Origin of the sequence: Rhodococcus sp. Ni2 (assembly GCF_021352185.1) — a bacterium.
Classification (GTDB): domain Bacteria; phylum Actinomycetota; class Actinomycetes; order Mycobacteriales; family Mycobacteriaceae; genus Rhodococcus_F; species Rhodococcus_F qingshengii.
Genome location: NZ_WOXZ01000001.1, coordinates 968,743 through 986,731, shown reverse-complemented (window position 1 = coordinate 986,731; position 17,989 = coordinate 968,743). Strand labels below are relative to the sequence as shown.

The 17,989-nt window shown below is 63.2% G+C and carries 17 protein-coding genes; 13 read left to right on the top strand and 4 right to left on the bottom strand.

The window, feature by feature from the left end; all coding sequences use genetic code 11:
• Nucleotides 1-88 precede the first annotated feature (88 nt).
• Entirely contained in the window at nt 89-1,012 is a 924-nt protein-coding gene (locus GN300_RS04660) for an alpha/beta fold hydrolase (RefSeq protein ID WP_058037741.1), read from the top strand.
• The gene (locus tag GN300_RS04655) at nt 1,009-1,440 is read left to right on the top strand and encodes a nuclear transport factor 2 family protein (protein ID WP_003940510.1); all 432 of its coding nucleotides are present in this window, start codon (nt 1,009-1,011) and stop codon (nt 1,438-1,440) included. The genes GN300_RS04660 and GN300_RS04655 overlap by 4 nt, the downstream gene beginning before the upstream one ends.
• A gap of 18 nt (nt 1,441-1,458) precedes the next feature.
• Here GN300_RS04655 and GN300_RS04650 read toward each other — a convergent pair whose 3' ends face one another.
• Nucleotides 1,459-2,232 carry an SDR family oxidoreductase gene (locus tag GN300_RS04650; protein ID WP_058037742.1) on the bottom strand — a complete coding sequence of 258 codons (774 nt, stop codon included), beginning with the start codon at nt 2,230-2,232 and terminating at the stop codon, nt 1,459-1,461.
• Nucleotides 2,233-2,441: 209 nt separating this feature from the next.
• On the opposite strand from GN300_RS04650, the gene GN300_RS04645 reads away from it, so the two are divergent.
• Nucleotides 2,442-3,353: a hypothetical protein gene (locus GN300_RS04645; RefSeq protein ID WP_058037743.1), complete on the top strand. Its 912-nt coding sequence runs from the start codon at nt 2,442-2,444 to the stop codon at nt 3,351-3,353.
• On the opposite strand, the gene GN300_RS04640 is transcribed toward GN300_RS04645, so the two are convergent.
• Nucleotides 3,341-3,952 (bottom strand): phosphoribosylanthranilate isomerase, encoded by a 612-nt coding sequence (locus GN300_RS04640; protein ID WP_058037744.1) that lies wholly within the window; start codon nt 3,950-3,952, stop codon nt 3,341-3,343. The genes GN300_RS04645 and GN300_RS04640 overlap by 13 nt on opposite strands.
• Before the next feature lie 69 nt (nt 3,953-4,021).
• Here GN300_RS04640 and GN300_RS04635 point away from each other — a divergent pair, with 69 nt between their 5' ends.
• The 3 genes from GN300_RS04635 (at nt 4,022) to GN300_RS04625 (ending at nt 7,367) form a co-directional block, all read left to right on the top strand.
• The gene (locus GN300_RS04635) at nt 4,022-5,323 is read left to right on the top strand and encodes an esterase family protein (RefSeq protein WP_030535234.1); all 1,302 of its coding nucleotides are present in this window, start codon (nt 4,022-4,024) and stop codon (nt 5,321-5,323) included.
• Nucleotides 5,324-5,414: 91 nt separating this feature from the next.
• Nucleotides 5,415-6,644 carry an acyl-CoA dehydrogenase family protein gene (locus GN300_RS04630; RefSeq protein ID WP_007733810.1) on the top strand — a complete coding sequence of 410 codons (1,230 nt, stop codon included), beginning with the start codon at nt 5,415-5,417 and terminating at the stop codon, nt 6,642-6,644.
• Between the two features lie 126 nt (nt 6,645-6,770).
• Nucleotides 6,771-7,367 carry a CatB-related O-acetyltransferase gene (locus tag GN300_RS04625; protein ID WP_042451521.1) on the top strand — a complete coding sequence of 199 codons (597 nt, stop codon included), beginning with the start codon at nt 6,771-6,773 and terminating at the stop codon, nt 7,365-7,367.
• A 12-nt stretch (nt 7,368-7,379) separates the two neighbouring features.
• Here the strand turns inward: GN300_RS04625 and GN300_RS04620 are convergent, their stop codons facing one another.
• Nucleotides 7,380-7,985, bottom strand: a complete 606-nt coding sequence (locus tag GN300_RS04620) for a hypothetical protein (protein WP_063315840.1) — start codon at nt 7,983-7,985, stop codon at nt 7,380-7,382.
• A 67-nt stretch (nt 7,986-8,052) separates the two neighbouring features.
• Here GN300_RS04620 and GN300_RS04615 point away from each other — a divergent pair, with 67 nt between their 5' ends.
• Complete coding sequence (locus GN300_RS04615; RefSeq protein WP_020970627.1) at nt 8,053-8,406, top strand: VOC family protein; 354 nt, start codon at nt 8,053-8,055, stop codon at nt 8,404-8,406.
• Between the two features lie 73 nt (nt 8,407-8,479).
• On the top strand, nt 8,480-9,799 hold the full coding sequence (locus GN300_RS04610; protein ID WP_063315841.1) for a M18 family aminopeptidase: 1,320 nt from the start codon (nt 8,480-8,482) through the stop codon (nt 9,797-9,799).
• Between the two features lie 11 nt (nt 9,800-9,810).
• Here the strand turns inward: GN300_RS04610 and GN300_RS04605 are convergent, their stop codons facing one another.
• Nucleotides 9,811-10,797: a Dyp-type peroxidase gene (locus tag GN300_RS04605; RefSeq protein WP_063315842.1), complete on the bottom strand. Its 987-nt coding sequence runs from the start codon at nt 10,795-10,797 to the stop codon at nt 9,811-9,813.
• Nucleotides 10,798-11,047: 250 nt separating this feature from the next.
• Here GN300_RS04605 and purL point away from each other — a divergent pair, with 250 nt between their 5' ends.
• From purL to purF, 5 genes are all read left to right on the top strand, one after another.
• Nucleotides 11,048-13,336 carry a phosphoribosylformylglycinamidine synthase subunit PurL gene (gene purL / locus GN300_RS04600; protein WP_003940379.1) on the top strand — a complete coding sequence of 763 codons (2,289 nt, stop codon included), beginning with the start codon at nt 11,048-11,050 and terminating at the stop codon, nt 13,334-13,336.
• A 3-nt stretch (nt 13,337-13,339) separates the two neighbouring features.
• The gene (locus tag GN300_RS04595; protein ID WP_003940273.1) at nt 13,340-15,124 is read left to right on the top strand and encodes an alpha/beta-hydrolase family protein; all 1,785 of its coding nucleotides are present in this window, start codon (nt 13,340-13,342) and stop codon (nt 15,122-15,124) included.
• Nucleotides 15,121-15,777: a CPBP family intramembrane glutamic endopeptidase gene (locus tag GN300_RS04590; RefSeq protein WP_042451413.1), complete on the top strand. Its 657-nt coding sequence runs from the start codon at nt 15,121-15,123 to the stop codon at nt 15,775-15,777. The genes GN300_RS04595 and GN300_RS04590 overlap by 4 nt, the downstream gene beginning before the upstream one ends.
• Nucleotides 15,777-16,166, top strand: coding sequence for a sterol carrier family protein (locus tag GN300_RS04585; protein WP_063315843.1), 390 nt, complete (start codon nt 15,777-15,779; stop codon nt 16,164-16,166). Before GN300_RS04590 ends, GN300_RS04585 begins: the two co-directional genes overlap by 1 nt.
• A 170-nt stretch (nt 16,167-16,336) precedes the next feature.
• Nucleotides 16,337-17,914, top strand: coding sequence for an amidophosphoribosyltransferase (purF, locus tag GN300_RS04580; RefSeq protein WP_003940541.1), 1,578 nt, complete (start codon nt 16,337-16,339; stop codon nt 17,912-17,914).
• The last annotated feature ends 75 nt before the right edge of the window (nt 17,915-17,989 follow it).

The window sequence follows — 17,989 nt, the reverse complement described above, 5'->3', positions numbered from 1 at the left end:
TGAACTTGAGGCCGGATTCAATATAGGTGATGGATCACGAACTGGGAAGAGTTGGATGAACCGATTGACGACTATGTATGTTCGATCGATGAGCAATGTGGTCGAAGACGCGCCTGGTTGGTTCACTCGGGCGTTGGCAGCGCCGGTCGAGACGGGGTCGGTGGAGGTCGAGGGTGCCTCGGTGCACTTTCGGGCTTGGGGGCCGGCGGGGCCGGGAATCGTGCTGATTCACGGCGGCGCAGCCCACAGTCGCTGGTGGGATCACATTGCGCCGCAGTTCGCCGAGGGGCGCCGCGTCGTCGCTCTCGACTTGACGGGCCACGGCGACAGTGACACTCGCGACGCCTACGCGATGTCCCAGTGGGCTCGCGAGGTGCTGGCGGCGGCCGAGGCCGGGGGAATCGACGGCAAGCCGATTCTGGTGGGGCACAGTATGGGTGGGATTGTTTCTTTCGTGGCCTCGCATCTGCATGGCGAACTGTTGGACGGGGTTGTCATCATCGATTCTCCGCTCAAGGCGCGTACGCCCGAAGAGGAGGCGGCTCGACGCCAGAATGCGTTCGGCCCCAAGAAGGTTTATCCCACCAGGGAAGACGCGATGGGCCGTTTCCGCTTCGTTCCGCCGCAGGATTCGGGTCTGCCTGCGGTGCGTGACCATGTGGCGGCCACGTCGATGGAGGAAGTCGAGGGCGGTTGGTCGTGGAAGTTCGATCCGAATTTCTTTCTCCGAGTAGGCGCCGAAGATGTCCTCGACAGCGAACCACGTTGCCGCGTAGCCTATTTCCGAGCCGAGAACGGCATCGTGTCCGATCGACTCATGGAGCACATGCGCGGATTGTTCGGAACGGAGGCCATCGTGGCGGAGATTCCCGAAGCCGGACATCACGTCATGATCGATCAGCCGTTGCAACTCGTGACCGGGGTGCGAACTGTGTTGAGTGCGTGGTCCGTCGCAAGTCAAGTGCCGGTAGATCAAGCGGCAGGTAACGTCGAGGGAAGGGTAGAAGCATGAGCACGGAATTGACGCTCGAACCGAAAGTCGAAGCTGCACTGAAGTTGTGGCACACCATGATCGAAACCGGCGATCTGTCGGCGCTACCGACGATCGTCGCGCCCGACGCGCAGTTCCGATCGCCCACGGGATTCAAGCCGTACCAGTCCGCGGATGCCGTTGTGCTCATTCTCAATACGGTGATCCAGGTGTTCGAGAACTTCGAGTACCACCGTCAGTTCGCCGGAGCCAACGGTCGACAGGTCGTGCTCGAATTCAGTGCGAACATCGGCGACAAGAGTCTCAAGGGAATCGACATGGTCGAATTCGACGAGGACGGCAAGATCGTCGATTTCGAGGTCATGGTGCGTCCGGCCAGCGGGCTCGCGGCTTTGGCTGCCGAAATGGGTAAGAGGCTCGGGCAGACGCTACCGACCTACAAAGCCTGAACTGAGTCCGGCCAAGGCTCAGTTCGTACTGAATCCGCCGTTGGAGTGAAGGAGTTGTCCCGTAATCCAGCCTCCGGCGTCGGACATCAGAAACCGAACGAGGTTTGCAGTGTCGCCGGGAGTACCCAGCCGGCCGGCAGGAGTCTGGAGGGTTGTGGCCTGTCTGATCTCGGGTGTCATCCATCCTGTGTCGATAGGTCCTGGGTTGACGACGTTGGCTCGTATGCCGCGTGATCCAAGTTCGACTGCGGCGGCGATGACGATGCGATCGAGAGCGCCCTTGCTGGCCCCGTACGGAAGATTGTGGGCCGCATGGTCGCTGGTGAGTGCGATGATCCGCCCGGCCACCTGACTGACGTCGCGCTGTTCCGGAAGCCGTTCAGCGAACGCTTTGATCAGCAGCCAGGAGGCGCGAGTGTTGACGGCGAAATGTCGTTCCCAGCTCTCGACGGTGGTATCGAGGATCGAGCTGTCGACGCTTTCGCAATGTGAGAGCACCAGCCCACGGAGGTCGTTCCGCGCTGCGGCAGCGTCAACGAGCTGATCGGCCACGTCGGGCGAGGCCAGATCTCCGGGAACGAGGTCGACACGGCTTCCGAGTGCGCGACACTTCTCGGCAATGTCTTGCGGATCGTGCGCTCCGCGCCCGAACCCGACGCGTTCGTCGTAAGGCTCCCAGTAGCCGATAGCCAGATCCCAACCATCCTCGGCAAGGCCCAATGCGAGGCCCGCTCCGATCGACTTGCTCCGACCGACACCGGTGATCAATACGGTCCCGCGCTTGTCAGACACTGCTCGCCTCCAGAGATGTCCTGCAATTCAAATGGGGTGAGGTCACTTCAGATGGAAGCATCACTGTAGCGGGCGAGCTGTCGCCTGTATCGAGCGAGCTGTCGCCGTGCCTCGACCTGACCTGTGTCTTGACACGGCGCTGTTCACAGCGTTTGACTGAGATGCAAGCTCGAGTTGATTCGCCCGACTGCGTTCCGGGAGGTTGACCTATGCGCGGCAATGGAATTGCAGGCAAGGCTTTCTCAGGCGAGGGCTGTAGACGTGGAGCACGGTCTCATCGCGGGACCGTCTCGGTTCTGGCTTTGGTTGGGGTGTGCGTACTTTCGTTTGCCACCACTCAGATGGCCGGCGCGCAACCGGTTGCAGAGAATGTCGATACCGGGTTCGTGATCCCTTTTGCCGGGGCACCGGTCTACGAGAGCGTCGCGCCCACGCAGATGACTACTCCGGATCAACTCAACCAGCCACTCGGTCAGCAGACTGCGGAAGAGATTGCCGCGCAGATCGGACTCGAGCCAGCCGACGCTTTGACCGAGGAGCAGTATCGCGACCTCATGGCCGGTGGTGGGGTCGGTGGCAATCTCGAGGATGCCGAGGTGATCGACGAATGCGCCCGGATTCTCACCAATACGAACGGGCGGCCCCTCTATTCCGGCACTACGCCGTCGGTTCTGGCCAGTTACGGGTTGTACGTGAATCCCGACGGATTGCTGGAGAGTCCGGCCAACGCGGATGCGCCGACGCGACAGGTGAATACGCTGATCGCCCCTGGCGGTTTCGTGGGCACCTGGTTGCGCAACAACGGTGCAACGCACACTCTGATTGCGCTCTATCAGTCGGCATACACGGTGCAGGCAGTCTACGGATTTGCAGCGCAACAGATTTCGGGAGCAGCGCAGCTGGTGGCCAACACCAAAGGCGATGTGAATTCGGAAGTCGGCATGTCGATGGCACCGCCGCTCTGGATAGTGAACTTCGCACTGCTCTACATCTTGAAGCCGTCACTGGCGGCGGCCATGCCTGCGCACTGGGCTCCCATTCCGCCTGCCGTTGCCGACGCCGTGAAAGCGAGTCCCACCGGTCAAGTCGCTTTCAGTGACTACGCGTCCTATTTCGAGTGATCGGTCTGCCGGACAGCGCTCACGAACTTCTCGATCAACGCGTGGTCCTTGACGCCGCGGGAGGATTCGACGCCGCTGGAGACGTCGACGCCCCAGGCTCCGGTGGCATCGAGTGCGTCGCGAACGTTGTCCGGGGACAGTCCGCCCGCCAGGATCCACTTGCCTTGCGGGCGCGATTGCTGTTGGGCCCAGTTCCACGGCACCCCTGATCCGGCGTCTGCGCCGTCGATCAGGAGTTCGTCCTCGCCGAGGTCGAGATTGTAACCGTCGCGGACGTTGCTGGAGACGACCGCGCGGATGACGGTGAGGCCGGCATCGTGCAGCCGCTGCACTTGCTCGGCGTCGACAAGATCGTGAACCTGTACGGTGCGAAGCCCGGTGATCTTCGCGATCTCGAGGATCTGTCCGATCGGGTTGCCGAGAAAGACTCCGATTGCACGGATGTGATCGGGAACTCGCGCGAGCAGAGCGACTGCGAGTGTGGGGTCGACTTTGCGGACGCTCTCGGCGAAGACGAAACCGATGGCGTCGACGCCCAGGCCCACCGTGAGGTCGACCGTGTCAACGTCGCGTAGGCCACAGACCTTGATGAATGTCACCTGATACAGAGTACTAGCGTCGTCGTCTAGCCTCGTGCGTGCGACATTTCTACGCGCGAGAGGTTTGACGTGGACTGGCTCTACCGAATCAGTTTGATCTCGGGACCGCTGCCGGTGATCCTGACTGTCCTTGGGGTCCTGGGTGGCGTGTGGCTGCTCGGTTCGAACGTGCGCTGGTACTACCGCAGAGCGGTGCCGATCGCGGGGCTGATTGCGCTGGTGATCATGATCGCCGTGTGGATCACCGTCGAAAAGGTGATCGTGCCGTTCCCCGATCCCATCGAGATGTCGATCTACGTGTGGATCGGTCTCGGTATCTACGCGCTGCTACTTCTCGGGCCGCGAATCAAGGCGGGCGGAACCGTCGCGAAAGCGCTCCTGTCCGTGATCGCGACGGTTCTGGTCGTCATCACTGCCGCGACGCAGATCAATCTGGTTTTCGCCGCGTATCCGACTGTGGGAATTGCGTTCGGACACGACGATTTCGACCGCATCTCACTCAGTGAAGTTCCCGGTCCGACCGATCCTGTTGTCACCGGCGATCCCACCGACACTGTGTGGAAAGCGCCGGAGGGCATGCCGATTCGCGGACGGGTCACGACTTTGCCTGTCCCCGGGACGATTTCAGGATTCTCCGCGCGCGACGCGCAGGTGTATCTGCCGCCGTCGTACTTCACCAATCCGCGTCCGCTTCTTCCCGTGCTCGTGCTCATGGCAGGTCAGCCTGGCAAGCCCGAGGACTGGCTCCAGGGCGGAAAGCTGACCGCGACAATGGATGCCTTTGCACGAGATCACGAGGGGTTGGCTCCAGTCGTCGTGATAGCCGATGGAACAGGGTCGCAGATGGCCAATCCGCTGTGCACCGACTCGTCACAGGGCAAGGTCGGCACGTATCTGGCAAAGGACTTGCCCGCTGCGGTGGCGAATGCGTTCCAGATCGACACGAATCCGCGAGCGTGGGCAATCGGCGGGCTCTCCTACGGTGGCACCTGCTCACTGCAGATGGCGACCAATTACCCCGAGGTGTACCCGACATTCCTCGATCTGTCCGGTCAATTGGAGCCTTCGCTCGGTGACCGACAGCGAACCGTCGACGAGATATTCGGCGGCGACGAAGCGGCGTTCGTGAAGGTGAATCCGATGGACCTGCTGGCGACTCGGAAGTTCCCGAACTCGGGCGGAGTGTTCGTCGTCGGAACAGATGACAATGAGTTCAAGCCCGGTCAGCAAAAGGTGTACGAAGCGGCCAAAGCGGCCGGAATGGACGCCAGGTATCTCGAGCTTCCCGGTGGTCACAGCTTTTCGGTGTGGTCGGCCGGCGTCGAGCAGGAGCTGACGTGGATCTCGCAGCGAATGGGACTGATCAGCTGAATCCTGTTCCGGTTTTGGAACGTGTTCTATATTCGGTGTGTGGCTGTCGTTCGGCAGTCTCTCGATCGTTCACCGACTGGAGTTCAGGCACATGTACGAGTGGTCCGACACCGACCTGATGTTCCGCGACGCCTTGCGGGGCTTTATCGACAAAGAGGTGCGACCTCACGTCGACGAGCTCGAAAGCGGTGCGCTGCCGCCGTTCGACATCATTCGCAAGCTGTACTCGACCTTCGGTCTGGCGGACATGGCACGCGAGGGCCTCGAGAAGTCGCTGGCACGCGAGCGCGGCGATGCGCCCTCCGGTGACGGTGAGAAGTCGAGCGCCTTCAGCGGCGCCGGCAGCATGGGCGTCGTGCTCAACAGCGAATTGGCCGGAGTCAGCCTCGGCCTGGTCGCATCGTTGGGTGTCAGCCTCGGATTGGCCGCCGGAACTATCCGCAGCCGCGGCACACTCGCGCAGAAGGAACGCTGGCTCCCCGGCCTGGTGACATTCGAGACCGTCGGCGCCTGGGCGATCACCGAACCGGACTCCGGCTCGGATGCCTTCGGCGGCATGAAGTCCTACGTACGCCGCGACGGCGACGACTACATTCTCAACGGCAACAAGACCTTCATCACCAACGGTCCGTACGCCGACGTGATGATCGTGTACGCAAAGCTCGACGAGGGCGATGCGTCGGTTGATCGTCGCGATCGCAAGGTGCTCGCCTTCATCCTCGACAAGGGCATGGAGGGTCTCACCCAGAGCCCGCCGTTCAAGAAGATGGGCATGAACTCCTCACCCACAGGTGAGCTGTTCTTCGACAACGTCCGCATCACCAAGGACCGTCTGCTCGGCGAGACCGAGGACAGCGGAAAGTCGGACGGCAAATCCAGCGCCAAGGAGAGCTTTGCCGCCGAACGCATCGGCATCGCGTCCCTGTCTCTCGGCATCATCAACGAATGCCACCGTCTGAGTATCGAATACGCGAAGTCCCGCAAACTGTGGGGACGCGAGATCGGGCAGTTCCAGCTCATCCAGCTCAAGCTCGCCGAGATGGAGGTCGCTCGAATCAACGTGCAGAACATGGTCTTCAATGCGATCGAGCGCACCGCAGCCGGAGACAAAGTGAGCCTGGCGGAGGCGTCGGCGATGAAGCTGTACTCCTCGCGCGCAGCGACCGAGGTCGCGATGGAAGCCGTGCAGCTGTTCGGTGGAAACGGCTACATGGCCGAGTACCGAGTCGAGCAGTTGGCGCGTGATGCCAAGTCGCTCATGATCTATGCGGGCAGCAACGAAATTCAGGTCACCCATATCGCCAAGGGCCTCCTGGGCTGACACCGGTACGTTTTCGCTTGTCGGTCGATCGCAGCAGGAACCAGATAGTCTTGCTGCGGTCGGCGACACCGCGCCGACGGATCGGAGTAAGCAGTGAACGCGCCGGATCCCACAAATGTTCATCCGATGGCCGGGCAACCGCGTGTGGTGTTGCTGAGGCCGTTGATCGACAACCCGTTGATCGAGGTAGGGGAGTACACCTACTACGATGATCCGGAGTTCGCCGAAGAGTTCGAGACTCGAAACGTGTTGCATCACTACGGTCCCGACAAACTGGTGATCGGAAAGTTCTGCGCCCTGGCCACCGGTGTCACCTTCATCATGAACGGCGCGAACCATCGTATGAACGGTGTCTCCACCTACCCGTTTCCGATCATGGGCGGTGATTGGGCCAGGCACATGGATTTGGTGCAGGATCTGCCGTCACGCGGTGACACCGTCGTCGGGAACGACGTGTGGTTCGGCGGGAACGTGACAGTCATGCCCGGTGTCCGGATCGGTCACGGGGCGATCGTGTCCACTGGCGCCGTCGTAACGCGCGACGTCCCGGACTACGCAATTGTCGGCGGCAACCCGGCAACGGAGATCAAGCGCCGCTTCAGTGCCGAAGACATCGAGAAGTTGGTGCGAATTGCATGGTGGGACTGGCCGATCGAGAAGATCACCCGCCACGTCCGGGTGATCTCGGACGGGAGTGTCGCGGAACTCGAAGCGGTCGAGTGATCTCCGCGCCCGCTAGTTCGTTCGTGTGAGCGAGTAGTTCCGGACATAAAGCAGGGCGGCCGCGAGAAGGCCGACGGCAAGACCTGTTGCGGTGAAGGTGATCAGGTTCGGCTCGAGGTCGAAGTGGATGATGGCCGATTCGGGGTAGGGCTTCTGCGGGTCACGAGGTTCGGGAAGGACCACCGAATAGAAGGTGGGCGGCCAGATTTTTCCGACAACGGCGACCGCGAGTCCGTAGGCTGTGCCGAAAGCTGAAAGTGCAAACGGAAGAGCAAATTTTCTACCGCGTGTGTCACGGGCCAGCCGCCATCCCGTCGCGTTCAGTATCGCCGAGACGGCAACGGCGACAGCGGTTCCGACTGTCAGAAACCACGCAGTTGCGGGGAACCAATGTGGCGCGTCAGAGTAGCTGTAGCCGTCGATCACCCACATGTATCCGGTCTTGCCGTCCTCCATCGGCGGCGGTGGTGGGGGTTGGATTCCGACATGTTCTGTTCGCGTGGATGGCGTGGCAAATCGCCAGGCGAGCACTCCGAGGATGCTCAGGAGCAAGCCGGTCGCGATGAAAACTGCGAAGAGTAGTTCTGCAACACGGTCGCGCAGCGTTGTGAGTCGCATTCGACGATCGTCTCATCTCAGCCCGAGATCGAGAGTCTTTGTCGGTGGCTTCCATTAGCGTGTGCGCATGACTCTCACACTCGGCATGATCACCTTCGACAGTCTCGATCCCGGTCCGCTCGCAACGTGGTGGGCAGCGCAGTTGGGCGGAAACATCGTCGAGGAAAACGACGGTTGGTTCTACATCGTCGCGGTCCCTGACAGCGCCACCAACTTCGCATTCCAGAAGGTCCCGGACCCCACCGCCGGCAAGAATCGCATCCATCTCGATTTGGGGAGTCCGGATCTCGACGCCGAGGTGGCGCGGCTCGTCGAGGCCGGAGCTACCGAGCACCACCGCGAGAACATGGACGGTTTCCGCTGGGTGACGCTCCTCGATCCTGATGGGAATCAGTTCTGCGTATCCGGTCCTCACGCCTGAGCTAACCGATTCTGTGCCCACCTGATTCGTGGCCACTGATATCCCGGACACCTGTTCGGGCATGATGAGAGGCATGACTTCTCAGACTTCTCGGACGGCTCGGGCCGGGGCGGCTTCTCCGACCGGGGCCGACGCAGACGGCTTGTGCAGCTTCGTCGATTCGTCACCGTCGCCGTTCCATGTGTGCGCGACGGTGGCGACCGAGCTGACGGCCGGCGGGTTCGTCGAAGTCCACGAAACGCAGTCGTGGCCAGCCGAGCCCGGACGGTACTTCCTCATGCGAGGCGGTTCGCTGATCGCCTGGAGCACCGAGGGCGTGGGAAGTACCGCTCCGTTCCGGATTGTCGGAGGTCATACCGACAGCCCCAACCTGCGGGTCAAACAGCATCCCGACCTCACTTCGGCCGGGTGGCAGATGGTGGGCCTCGAACCGTATGGCGGTGCGTGGCTGAACTCCTGGCTCGACCGCGATCTCGGTATCTCCGGACGATTGAGTGTCCGGGTGGGAAACACTGTGGAGCAGAAGCTGGTTCGCATCGACGACCCGATTCTTCGTGTTCCGCAGCTGGCTATCCACCTGTCCGAAGATCGCAAGGGTGTGACGCTGGATCCGCAGAGGCACGTCAACGGAATCTGGGGCGTGGGTTCGAAGCCCAAGTCGTTCATCGGCTTTGTCGCCGAGCGTGCGGGTGTAGCCGCGTCGTCGGTTCTCGGCTGGGAATTGATGACACACGACCTTGCGCCCAGCGCAGTCGTGGGGGTGGACAAGGAATTGGTCAGCGCCCCCAGGCTCGACAATCAGGGCACGTGTTATGCAGGGACACAAGCACTTTTGGCCGCGGCTGAGTCGCCCGGTCAGCAGGTCCCAGTGCTTGCTCTCTTCGATCATGAAGAGGTCGGCAGCATGTCCGATCGCGGAGCTTTCTCGGACCTGCTGAACACCGTGCTCGAGCGGATCGTGTTGGGACGCGGTGGTGGCCGCGAAGAATTCCTGCAGGCGATGGCCGGCTCGGTATGCGCGTCGGGCGACATGGCACACGCGACGCACCCCAATTACCCGGACCGCCACGAGCCCGCTCATCGGATCGAGATCAACGGTGGGCCGGTACTCAAGGTGAACCAGAACCTGCGCTACGCCACCGATGCGGCCGGTGCCGGCGAATTCGCGCTCGCGTGCGATCAGGCGGGAGTGCCGATGCAGCGCTACGTCCACCGCGCCGATTTGCCGTGCGGCTCCACCATCGGACCGATCACGGCATCACGCACCGGACTGTCCACCGTCGACGTCGGCGCGCCTCAGCTCGCGATGCACTCTGCCCGCGAGCTGATGGGCGCGGCAGATGTCCGCATGTATGCCGACGCGCTCGGTGCGTTCCTCACGCCGCGTAGTTAGAGGGCGCGTAGTCAAAGTGCAGGGAGCCCAGTGGGCGTAGAGGGCGCAGCCGGTAGATCCTCGAAGAAGTCGGCGCTCGGAGTGAAGAACATCGAGCCCGTCACGGCCGTCGAGAAATCGAGCAGACGGTCGTAATTGCCGCGAGGGTTGCCGAGAAACATGTTCTCGAGCATCCGTTCGGTGATCGCCGGCGTGCGGCAGTAGCCGATGAAAAAGGTGCCGATCTCGTCGTCGCCGAGGCGCCCGTACGGCATGTTGGCACGCAGGATCTCGAGAGCCTTGCCGTTCTCGTCCTTGATTGCGTTGAGGGCTACGTGCGAGTTGGCCGGCTTCACTTCGGACGTCATCTCGATGTCCTCGAGCTTGCTGCGTCCGATCACACGTTCCTGCTCGTCGACGGTGATTGCTTCCCAGTCCCGCATCTTGTGGACGTAGCGCTGGATATGGACGTAGCTTCCTCCGGTGAACGCAGGATCTTCGTCTCCGACAGTCACGGCGGCGACGGCGTCGCGGCCCACCGGATTTTCGGTGCCGTCGACGAAGCCGATGAGGTCTCGGTTCTCGAAGTACTGGAAGCCGTGAACCTCGTCGACCACCGTGGCTGCGCCGTGCAGTCGCTTCGTGATCTGCCGAGCCACCTCGAAACACGCATCCATGCTCATCGCGCGGATGTGGAAGAGCAGATCGCCGGGAGTCGACGGCGCCGAGTGAACGTCACCCTGTAGAGCGGCGAACGGGTGCAGTAGCGCGGGGCGCGGACCGGCGAACAGTCGATCCCAAACCGACGAACCGATGCTTGTCACCACATCCAAACCTGATCCGGGGACGCGCAGCCCCACGGCGCGCTGCAGGCCGGCGACGTCGGCGAGTAGTTCTCGTGTGGTGTTCTCACCACCCGGATTTACGGTCGCGACCAGGAAAATTGCAGCCGGAGTGAGGGGAGTGGTCACCGACTGGGACTGTGCCGTGAGGTCGGACTGACGAACATCCTGGGGCATGCGAGACCTTTCGAGGGAGAGAGTGGGCCGGCCCTGACTTTAGGAAAACCGACCGGATCACCCAACCGGGGCGGGTGTGACCGGCGATACTTCGCAGGCCCGGAGGTGTTGCGGGTGCTGCCGTCTGCGGAAGTCGTCGGCCCACACCGATAGACTGTCCCCCGGCACGTTCTTTCGTTGGGCACATTCGTGGTGTCCCGCTCCGCGCCGGCTTGCCTCTTGACTCCCGTAGGGAAGGGACCACTCTCCAGTGTCTGCTCACCAGGTCGATACCGTCACGCACGCATCGGCTGATCCCGATGCCGCTCAGCCGTTCAAGGAGCTCGGTCTCAAGGACGACGAATACGCACGCATCAAGGAGATCCTGGGCCGCCGTCCCACGGACGCCGAACTGGCGATGTACTCGGTGATGTGGAGCGAGCACTGCTCGTACAAGTCCTCGAAGGTCCACCTCGGATACTTCGGCAAGACCACCACCGACGAGATGCGCGCCAACATGCTGGCCGGTATCGGTGAGAACGCCGGCGTCGTCGACATCGGTGACGGCTGGGCAGTCACGTTCAAGGTCGAGAGCCACAACCACCCGTCGTACGTCGAGCCTTACCAGGGTGCGGCGACCGGTGTCGGCGGCATCGTCCGCGACATCATGGCCATGGGTGCTCGTCCGATCGCCGTCATGGATCAGCTTCGGTTCGGTGCTGCTGACGCCCCCGATACCCGTCGCGTCGTCGACGGTGTCGTGCGCGGTGTCGGTGGATACGGAAACTCCCTCGGCCTGCCGAACATCGGCGGCGAGACGGTCTTCGACGAGTCCTATGCAGGTAACCCGCTGGTCAACGCCCTCGCTGCCGGCGTCATGCGCGTCGAGGATCTGCATCTGGCCTTCGCTTCGGGCGCGGGCAACAAGATCATCCTGTTCGGCGCACGCACCGGTCTCGACGGAATCGGCGGCGTCTCGGTCCTCGCGTCGGCGACGTTCGACGACGAGGGTGGAGACACCGGCGGACGTAAGAAGCTGCCCGCGGTTCAGGTCGGCGACCCGTTCACCGAGAAAGTGCTCATCGAGTGCTGTCTCGACCTCTACAAGGCCGGCCTCGTCGTCGGCATCCAGGACCTCGGCGGCGCCGGGCTGTCCTGCGCCACCTCCGAGCTGGCCGCGGCCGGCGACGGCGGCATGCACATCAACCTCGAGAAGGTTCCGATGCGCGCCACCGGAATGACCCCGGCCGAGGTGCTCTCGAGCGAATCGCAGGAGCGCATGTGCGCCGTGGTCACGCCCGAGAACGTCGATGCGTTCATGGAGGTCTGCAAGAAGTGGGACGTCCTGGCCACCGACATCGGCGAGGTCACCGACGGTGAGCACCTCACCATCTCCTGGCACGGCGAGACCGTCGTCGACGTTCCCCCGCGCACCGTCGCGCACGAGGGTCCGGTTTACCACCGCCCCGTCGAGCGTCCGGCAACGCAGGATGCCTTGATCGCGAATACGACTGCCGGACTGAAGCGTCCCGAAACCGACGCCGAGCTCGAAGCGACCCTGCTGAAGATGATCGCCTCGCCTGCCCTGTGCAGCCGCAAGTGGATCACCGAGCAGTACGACCGCTACGTCCGCGGAAACACCGTCCTGGCCGAGAACGCCGACGGCGGTGTCATCCGCATCGACGAGAAGACCGGACGCGGAATCGCACTGTCCACCGACGCTTCGGGCCGCTACACCGCGCTCGACCCGTACACCGGTGCGCAGCTCGCGTTGGCCGAGGCTTTCCGCAACGTGGCAGTCACGGGCGCAACGCCCAAGGCCGTCTCCAACTGCCTGAACTTCGGTTCTCCCGAGGACCCGGGTGTCATGTGGCAGTTCCAGCAGGCCGTTCGCGGCCTTGCCGACGGCTGCGCCACCCTCGGAATCCCCGTCACCGGCGGCAACGTCAGCTTCTACAACCAGACCGGATCCACGGCAATCCTGCCGACGCCGGTGGTTGCCGTCCTCGGTGTGATCGACGACGTTCACCGCCGCATCCCGACGGGCCTCGGACTCGAGCCCGGCGAGACGCTGATCCTGCTCGGCGACACCCACGACGAGTTCGACGGCTCCATCTGGTCGCAGGTCGAGCACGGTCACCTCGGTGGCGTGCCGCCGAAGGTCGACCTCGCCCGTGAGCAACTGCTCGCCGACATTCTGCTCGCCTCTTCGCGTGACGGTCTCGTCACCGCAGCCCACGACCTCTCCGAGGGTGGACTGGCCCAGGCTGTCGTCGAAGCCGCGCTGGCCGGCGAAACCGGTTGCCGCATCCTGATTCCCGAGGGCGCCGATCCGTTCGTGACCTTGTTCTCGGAATCGTCGGGACGCGTCCTCGTTGCAGTTCCGCGTACCGAGGAGACTCGCTTCACCGGTATGTGCACCGCCCGCGGCTTGCCGTGGACGCGTATCGGGGTCGTCGACGAGGGCAGCGACTCCGTCGAGGTCCAGGGACACTTCTCCGTCACGATGGCCAAGCTCCGTGAGGCCTTCGAGGGAACGCTGCCCGCACTGTTCGGGTGATAGATGGTCGATTCCGGAGAACTGACTTCTTCTGACAGCCAGCCGCAGGAACACCACCTGCGGCTGGCTGTTCCCGCACCCCTCGAGAAGCTCGACAACCGCTTCACCGAGTGGGCGTGGGGGCTCCTCAAACTCGACTTCACCGGCATCGCGTTTGCCGCGTTCTTCTTCTGCTGGTCGTTGACCCCTTCGCTGTTGCCGCGTGATTGGCTTTTCCAAGGTCTGATCGGCGGAATCAACTCGGCCATCGGCTACGGCGTCGGTACTGCGATCGGTTGGGCTGTCGAGCGATACCTGCTCAGCGGGCGACGGTGGTGGCCACTGCCCGAGCCGGTGCCTTCCGCGATCAAGGTCTTCGTTCCGGTCGCGTCCATCGTCGCGGCGATCATCATGCTGGTCTACGCGGCCGGGTGGCAACGTGAAATCGCGGCACTGACCGATGCCGAAGGCACGACCACTTCCGGCTACATCCGAACCCTCGGACTGAGCCTGCTCGTCGGTGGCCTGCTCATCTCGATCTGGCGGGTCCTCCACGATCTGGTGAAACTGATTGCCCGACAGCTGATGCGGCGGTTCCACTGGTCACGGTCGGTGGCCAATGGCGTCGGTGTCCTGGTTGTCACCGTCCTGTTCTTCATGCTGGTCGACGGCGTCCTGGTCCGCGGAATCTATGCAGCGACCAACTCGATCTTCAGTCTGCAGAACTCGACCACTCGCGACGGCGTCGTCGAACCGCAGGATCCGATGAAATCGGGTAGCCCCGAATCAGCCGCTCCCTGGGACACATTGGGGTTCGAGGGACGAAACTTCGTCTCGCGCGGACTCGACGCGCAGGAACTCGAAGCGGCAACCGGTAAGCCTGCGATGGATCCGATTCGCGTATATGCCGGACTTGAAAGCGCCGAAGATCCCGAAGAGCGTATGGATCTGGTCATCAAGGAGCTGGAGCGAACCGGCGCCTTCCAACGCAAGGTCCTCGTGGTCATTCCGACGACGGGTACGGGGTGGGTCAATCCCACTGCGGCACAGGCAATCGAACTTGTGCATGACGGCGACACTGCTCTTGTCGCCAGCCAGTACTCGTACCTGCCGAGTTGGATCTCGTTCCTCGCCGACCAGGAGAAGGCGCAAGCTGCCGGACGCCTGTTGATCGAGCGGGTACACGAAAGATGGCTCCAGGAACCGGAAGCCACCAGGCCGAAGTTCATGGTCTACGGCGAGAGCCTCGGCGTCATGGCCGGCGCCGGAGCCTTCGACACACTGCAGGCGGCGCGCGATACCGCCGACGGAATTCTGTGGGTTGGCCCACCGAACGCGACGCAGTTGTGGCGTTCGATCGAGAAGAGGCGCGATCCAGGCACCCCCGAAGTAGCGCCCGTATACGCGGACGGCCTGGCCGGCGTGCGGTTCGCGGATCGCTCCGAAGACATTCCGACCGACGGGATGACGTGGCCGGAGCCGCGAGTTCTGTTTGTCCAGCACCCTTCCGATCCGGTGGTGTGGTGGTCGCCCGACCTCATGTTCAATCGTCCCGAGTGGCTCAAGGAAGTACCGGGATTCGACCGCTCACCGTCGATGAAGTGGTTCCCGGTCGTGACGTTCTGGCAGGTGTCGGCCGACCTCGGCAACGCCGCGGGAGTTCCGGACGGCCATGGTCACAATTACGGAACCTCCGTTCTGGACGCCTGGATCAGCGTTGCCCAGCCCGAGGGATGGACGGCCGCAGAAACCGAGCGGGTGCGATCGGCTTTGGTTGTCGCCGTGAAATCAGAGGGCCCCGAGAAGTGAGGGGAGTCGCCTCGATCGCGCTCTCCGCTACCGCGATCACCTGGAGCAACGTCGTGCTTCCGGCATTCGGTCTTTCGCCTCGTGCCCGCGCCGTGGTCAACACCGCGGCCGGTCTGTCGGCGATCGGAGTCCTACTCGCACGTGGTTACACCCGCGAGGAACTCGGCTTGGCGCACACCGGCATTCGTGGTGGTGCTCAGTTCGGCGGAGCCGCGGCGGGGGCGGTCCTCACCGGCTACAGCGTCGCTTTGGCCGTTCCGTCCTTGCGCGCGACTCTCGCTGCCGACGAGCGAGCAGACGGCCGCGAAGACTTCCTCGAATGGATCATCCTGCACATCCCGTTCGGGACGGTGCTCTCCGAGGAACTGTTGTTCCGTAGCGCGATGTCGGCCGTCTGGAGCCGCGAACTGAACAGGCCGACCGCGCAGGCTGTTCACGCACTGACCTTCGGGCTGTGGCACGTCGCCCCCGCCCGCGGTGCCGGCGACAACGTTCCCGCAGCCGTGGCGTTCACCGGCGCTTCGGCATTGCTGTTCGAGTGGCTGCACCGCCGGGGCGGCAGCGTACTTGCCCCCGCCCTGCTGCACCTGGCCACGAATGCCGGTGGCGCACTTGCCGTTCGTATCGCTACTCGCAGACATGGAGTGAACTGATGCCGCCCTGCCGCGCCGTCGACCCCGCCGAATTTCGTGCCGCCGTCCTGGCCGTCGGCCCGTGGCTTCGAGATCCGGAACTGCCGAAGCCTTCTCGCAGTGAACTCGGTGCGGCAGTGAAGATGAGTGCGCGCACTCTCGAACAGATCGCCCCCGGATCGAGCGTCGAGGTGCGGGTCCCACCGTTTGTTGCGGTGCAATGCATCGAAGGTCCGCGTCACACGCGCGGAACCCCGCCCAACGTCGTCGAGACGGACGCTCGGACGTGGTTGCAGATGGTCACCGGATTGCTCGAGTTCTCCGAGGCCTCAGGTGACGGAAGAGTCGACGCCTCAGGTAGCCGCGCTCCCGAAATTGCGCACTGGCTCCCACTGCTGCGGTTGACCTAGCAACAGAGGGGTTGGCGCAGCAACAGAGTGGTTGACGCAGTAACAGTGAGAGACCATCCGGTTCGCTTCGGCGTGATCTGAGAGCCAAGGCAGCCCTCAGGGGAAGTGAGTCCCAAAATGGCCGTAGACTGTGGGTGCCCCCCAACCCCTGCCCACAAAGGGAGCGCCCGGTGACTCGTGCCGATCTGTCGGTCAACAGTCCAAATCTCCTCGCTTCGAACCCGTCCGACGAGGACGAGAACGAGCCCCGCGAAGAATGCGGTGTATTCGGCGTCTGGGCGCCGGGAGAGGATGTGGCGAAGCTCACCTATTACGGCCTGTACGCACTTCAGCACCGTGGTCAAGAAGCTGCCGGCATTGCGGTAGCCGACGGCTCCCAGGTGCTGGTGTTCAAGGATCTCGGCCTGGTCAGTCAGGTATTCGACGAGCAGACCCTCGCAGCGATGCCAGGTCACGTCGCCGTCGGACATTGCCGTTACTCCACCACCGGTTCCACGACGTGGGAGAACGCGCAGCCCATCTTCCGTACGACCACTGCCGGAACCGGCATCGCGCTCGGCCACAACGGCAACCTGGTCAACACCGCTGAACTCGCGAGCCGCACCCGTGCAGCCGGCCTGGTCAACGACAAGCGCCCCAATGCCGCGACTTCCGACTCCGACCTCATCGGTGGTCTCCTGGCACACGCTGCCGGCGACAGCACCATCGAACAGGCCGCGATGGAATTGCTTCCCACGTTGGAGGGCGCGTTCTGCCTCACCTTCATGGACGAGCACACGCTGTACGCAGCGCGCGATCCGCACGGCATCCGCCCGCTCTGCCTCGGTCGACTCGACCGCGGTTGGGTAGTCGCCAGCGAGACGGCAGCCCTCGACATCGTCGGTGCGTCGTTCGTTCGCGACATCGAACCCGGTGAGCTACTCGCGATCGACGCCGACGGCGTCCGCTCCTCGCGTTTCGCGAATCCGACGCCCAAGGGCTGTGTCTTCGAGTACGTCTACCTTGCCCGTCCCGACAGCGTCATCGGTGGCCGTTCGGTCCACTCGACCCGCGTCGAGATCGGCCGTCTGCTCGCCAGCGAGCATCCCGCCGAAGGTGACTTGGTCATCCCCGTTCCCGAGTCCGGCACCCCCGCAGCCGTCGGATACGCACAGGGCTCAGGCATTCCTTACGGCCAGGGTTTGATGAAGAACGCCTACGTGGGCCGTACCTTCATCCAGCCGTCGCAGACCATCCGTCAGCTCGGTATCAGGCTCAAGCTCAACCCGCTCAAGGAAGTCATCCGCGGCAAGCGCCTTGTGGTGGTGGACGATTCGATCGTCCGCGGTAACACCCAGCGTGCGCTCATCCGGATGCTCCGCGAAGCCGGCGCCCTTGAAATTCACGTCCGTATCGCCTCGCCGCCGGTCAAGTGGCCCTGCTTCTACGGCATCGACTTCGCCTCACCGGCCGAATTGATTGCCAACGGCGCGGGCGGACAGGATGCGACGTTCGAGGAGATGCTCGACGGTGTGCGTCGTTCCATCGGAGCGGACACCCTCGGATACATCTCCACCGAGGGCATGATCGCCGCCACCGAGCAGCCGGCCAGCCGTCTGTGCGCCGCGTGCTTCGACGGGACCTACCCGATCGCGCTTCCCAAGGAAACGTCGATCGGCAAGAACGTCCTCGAGGGGATGCTCGAGAGCACCGCAGGTTCGACGGCCACTCGCGACAACGACAATGCGAGCGCGCTCAGCCGCCCCTGAACATCAGAATCGTTGAAATTCGACAGCCGAGAATCTGCCGTCCACAGCATGTGGGCGGCAGATTTTCTGTTCACG

Bases quoted from the DNA above. Each gene is read 5' to 3' on its own strand.
- GN300_RS04660 (WP_058037741.1), top strand. From the start codon at position 89: ATGAGCAATGTGGTCGAAGACGCGCCTGGTTGGTTCACTCGGGCGTTG.
- GN300_RS04655 (WP_003940510.1), top strand. From the start codon at position 1,009: ATGAGCACGGAATTGACGCTCGAACCGAAAGTCGAAGCTGCACTGAAG.
- GN300_RS04645 (WP_058037743.1), top strand. From the start codon at position 2,442: ATGCGCGGCAATGGAATTGCAGGCAAGGCTTTCTCAGGCGAGGGCTGT.
- GN300_RS04630 (WP_007733810.1), top strand. From the start codon at position 5,415: ATGTACGAGTGGTCCGACACCGACCTGATGTTCCGCGACGCCTTGCGG.
- GN300_RS04625 (WP_042451521.1), top strand. From the start codon at position 6,771: ATGGCCGGGCAACCGCGTGTGGTGTTGCTGAGGCCGTTGATCGACAAC.
- GN300_RS04620 (WP_063315840.1), bottom strand. From the start codon at position 7,985: ATGCGACTCACAACGCTGCGCGACCGTGTTGCAGAACTACTCTTCGCA.
- GN300_RS04615 (WP_020970627.1), top strand. From the start codon at position 8,053: ATGACTCTCACACTCGGCATGATCACCTTCGACAGTCTCGATCCCGGT.
- GN300_RS04610 (WP_063315841.1), top strand. From the start codon at position 8,480: ATGACTTCTCAGACTTCTCGGACGGCTCGGGCCGGGGCGGCTTCTCCG.
- GN300_RS04605 (WP_063315842.1), bottom strand. From the start codon at position 10,797: ATGCCCCAGGATGTTCGTCAGTCCGACCTCACGGCACAGTCCCAGTCG.
- GN300_RS04595 (WP_003940273.1), top strand. From the start codon at position 13,340: ATGGTCGATTCCGGAGAACTGACTTCTTCTGACAGCCAGCCGCAGGAA.
- GN300_RS04585 (WP_063315843.1), top strand. From the start codon at position 15,777: ATGCCGCCCTGCCGCGCCGTCGACCCCGCCGAATTTCGTGCCGCCGTC.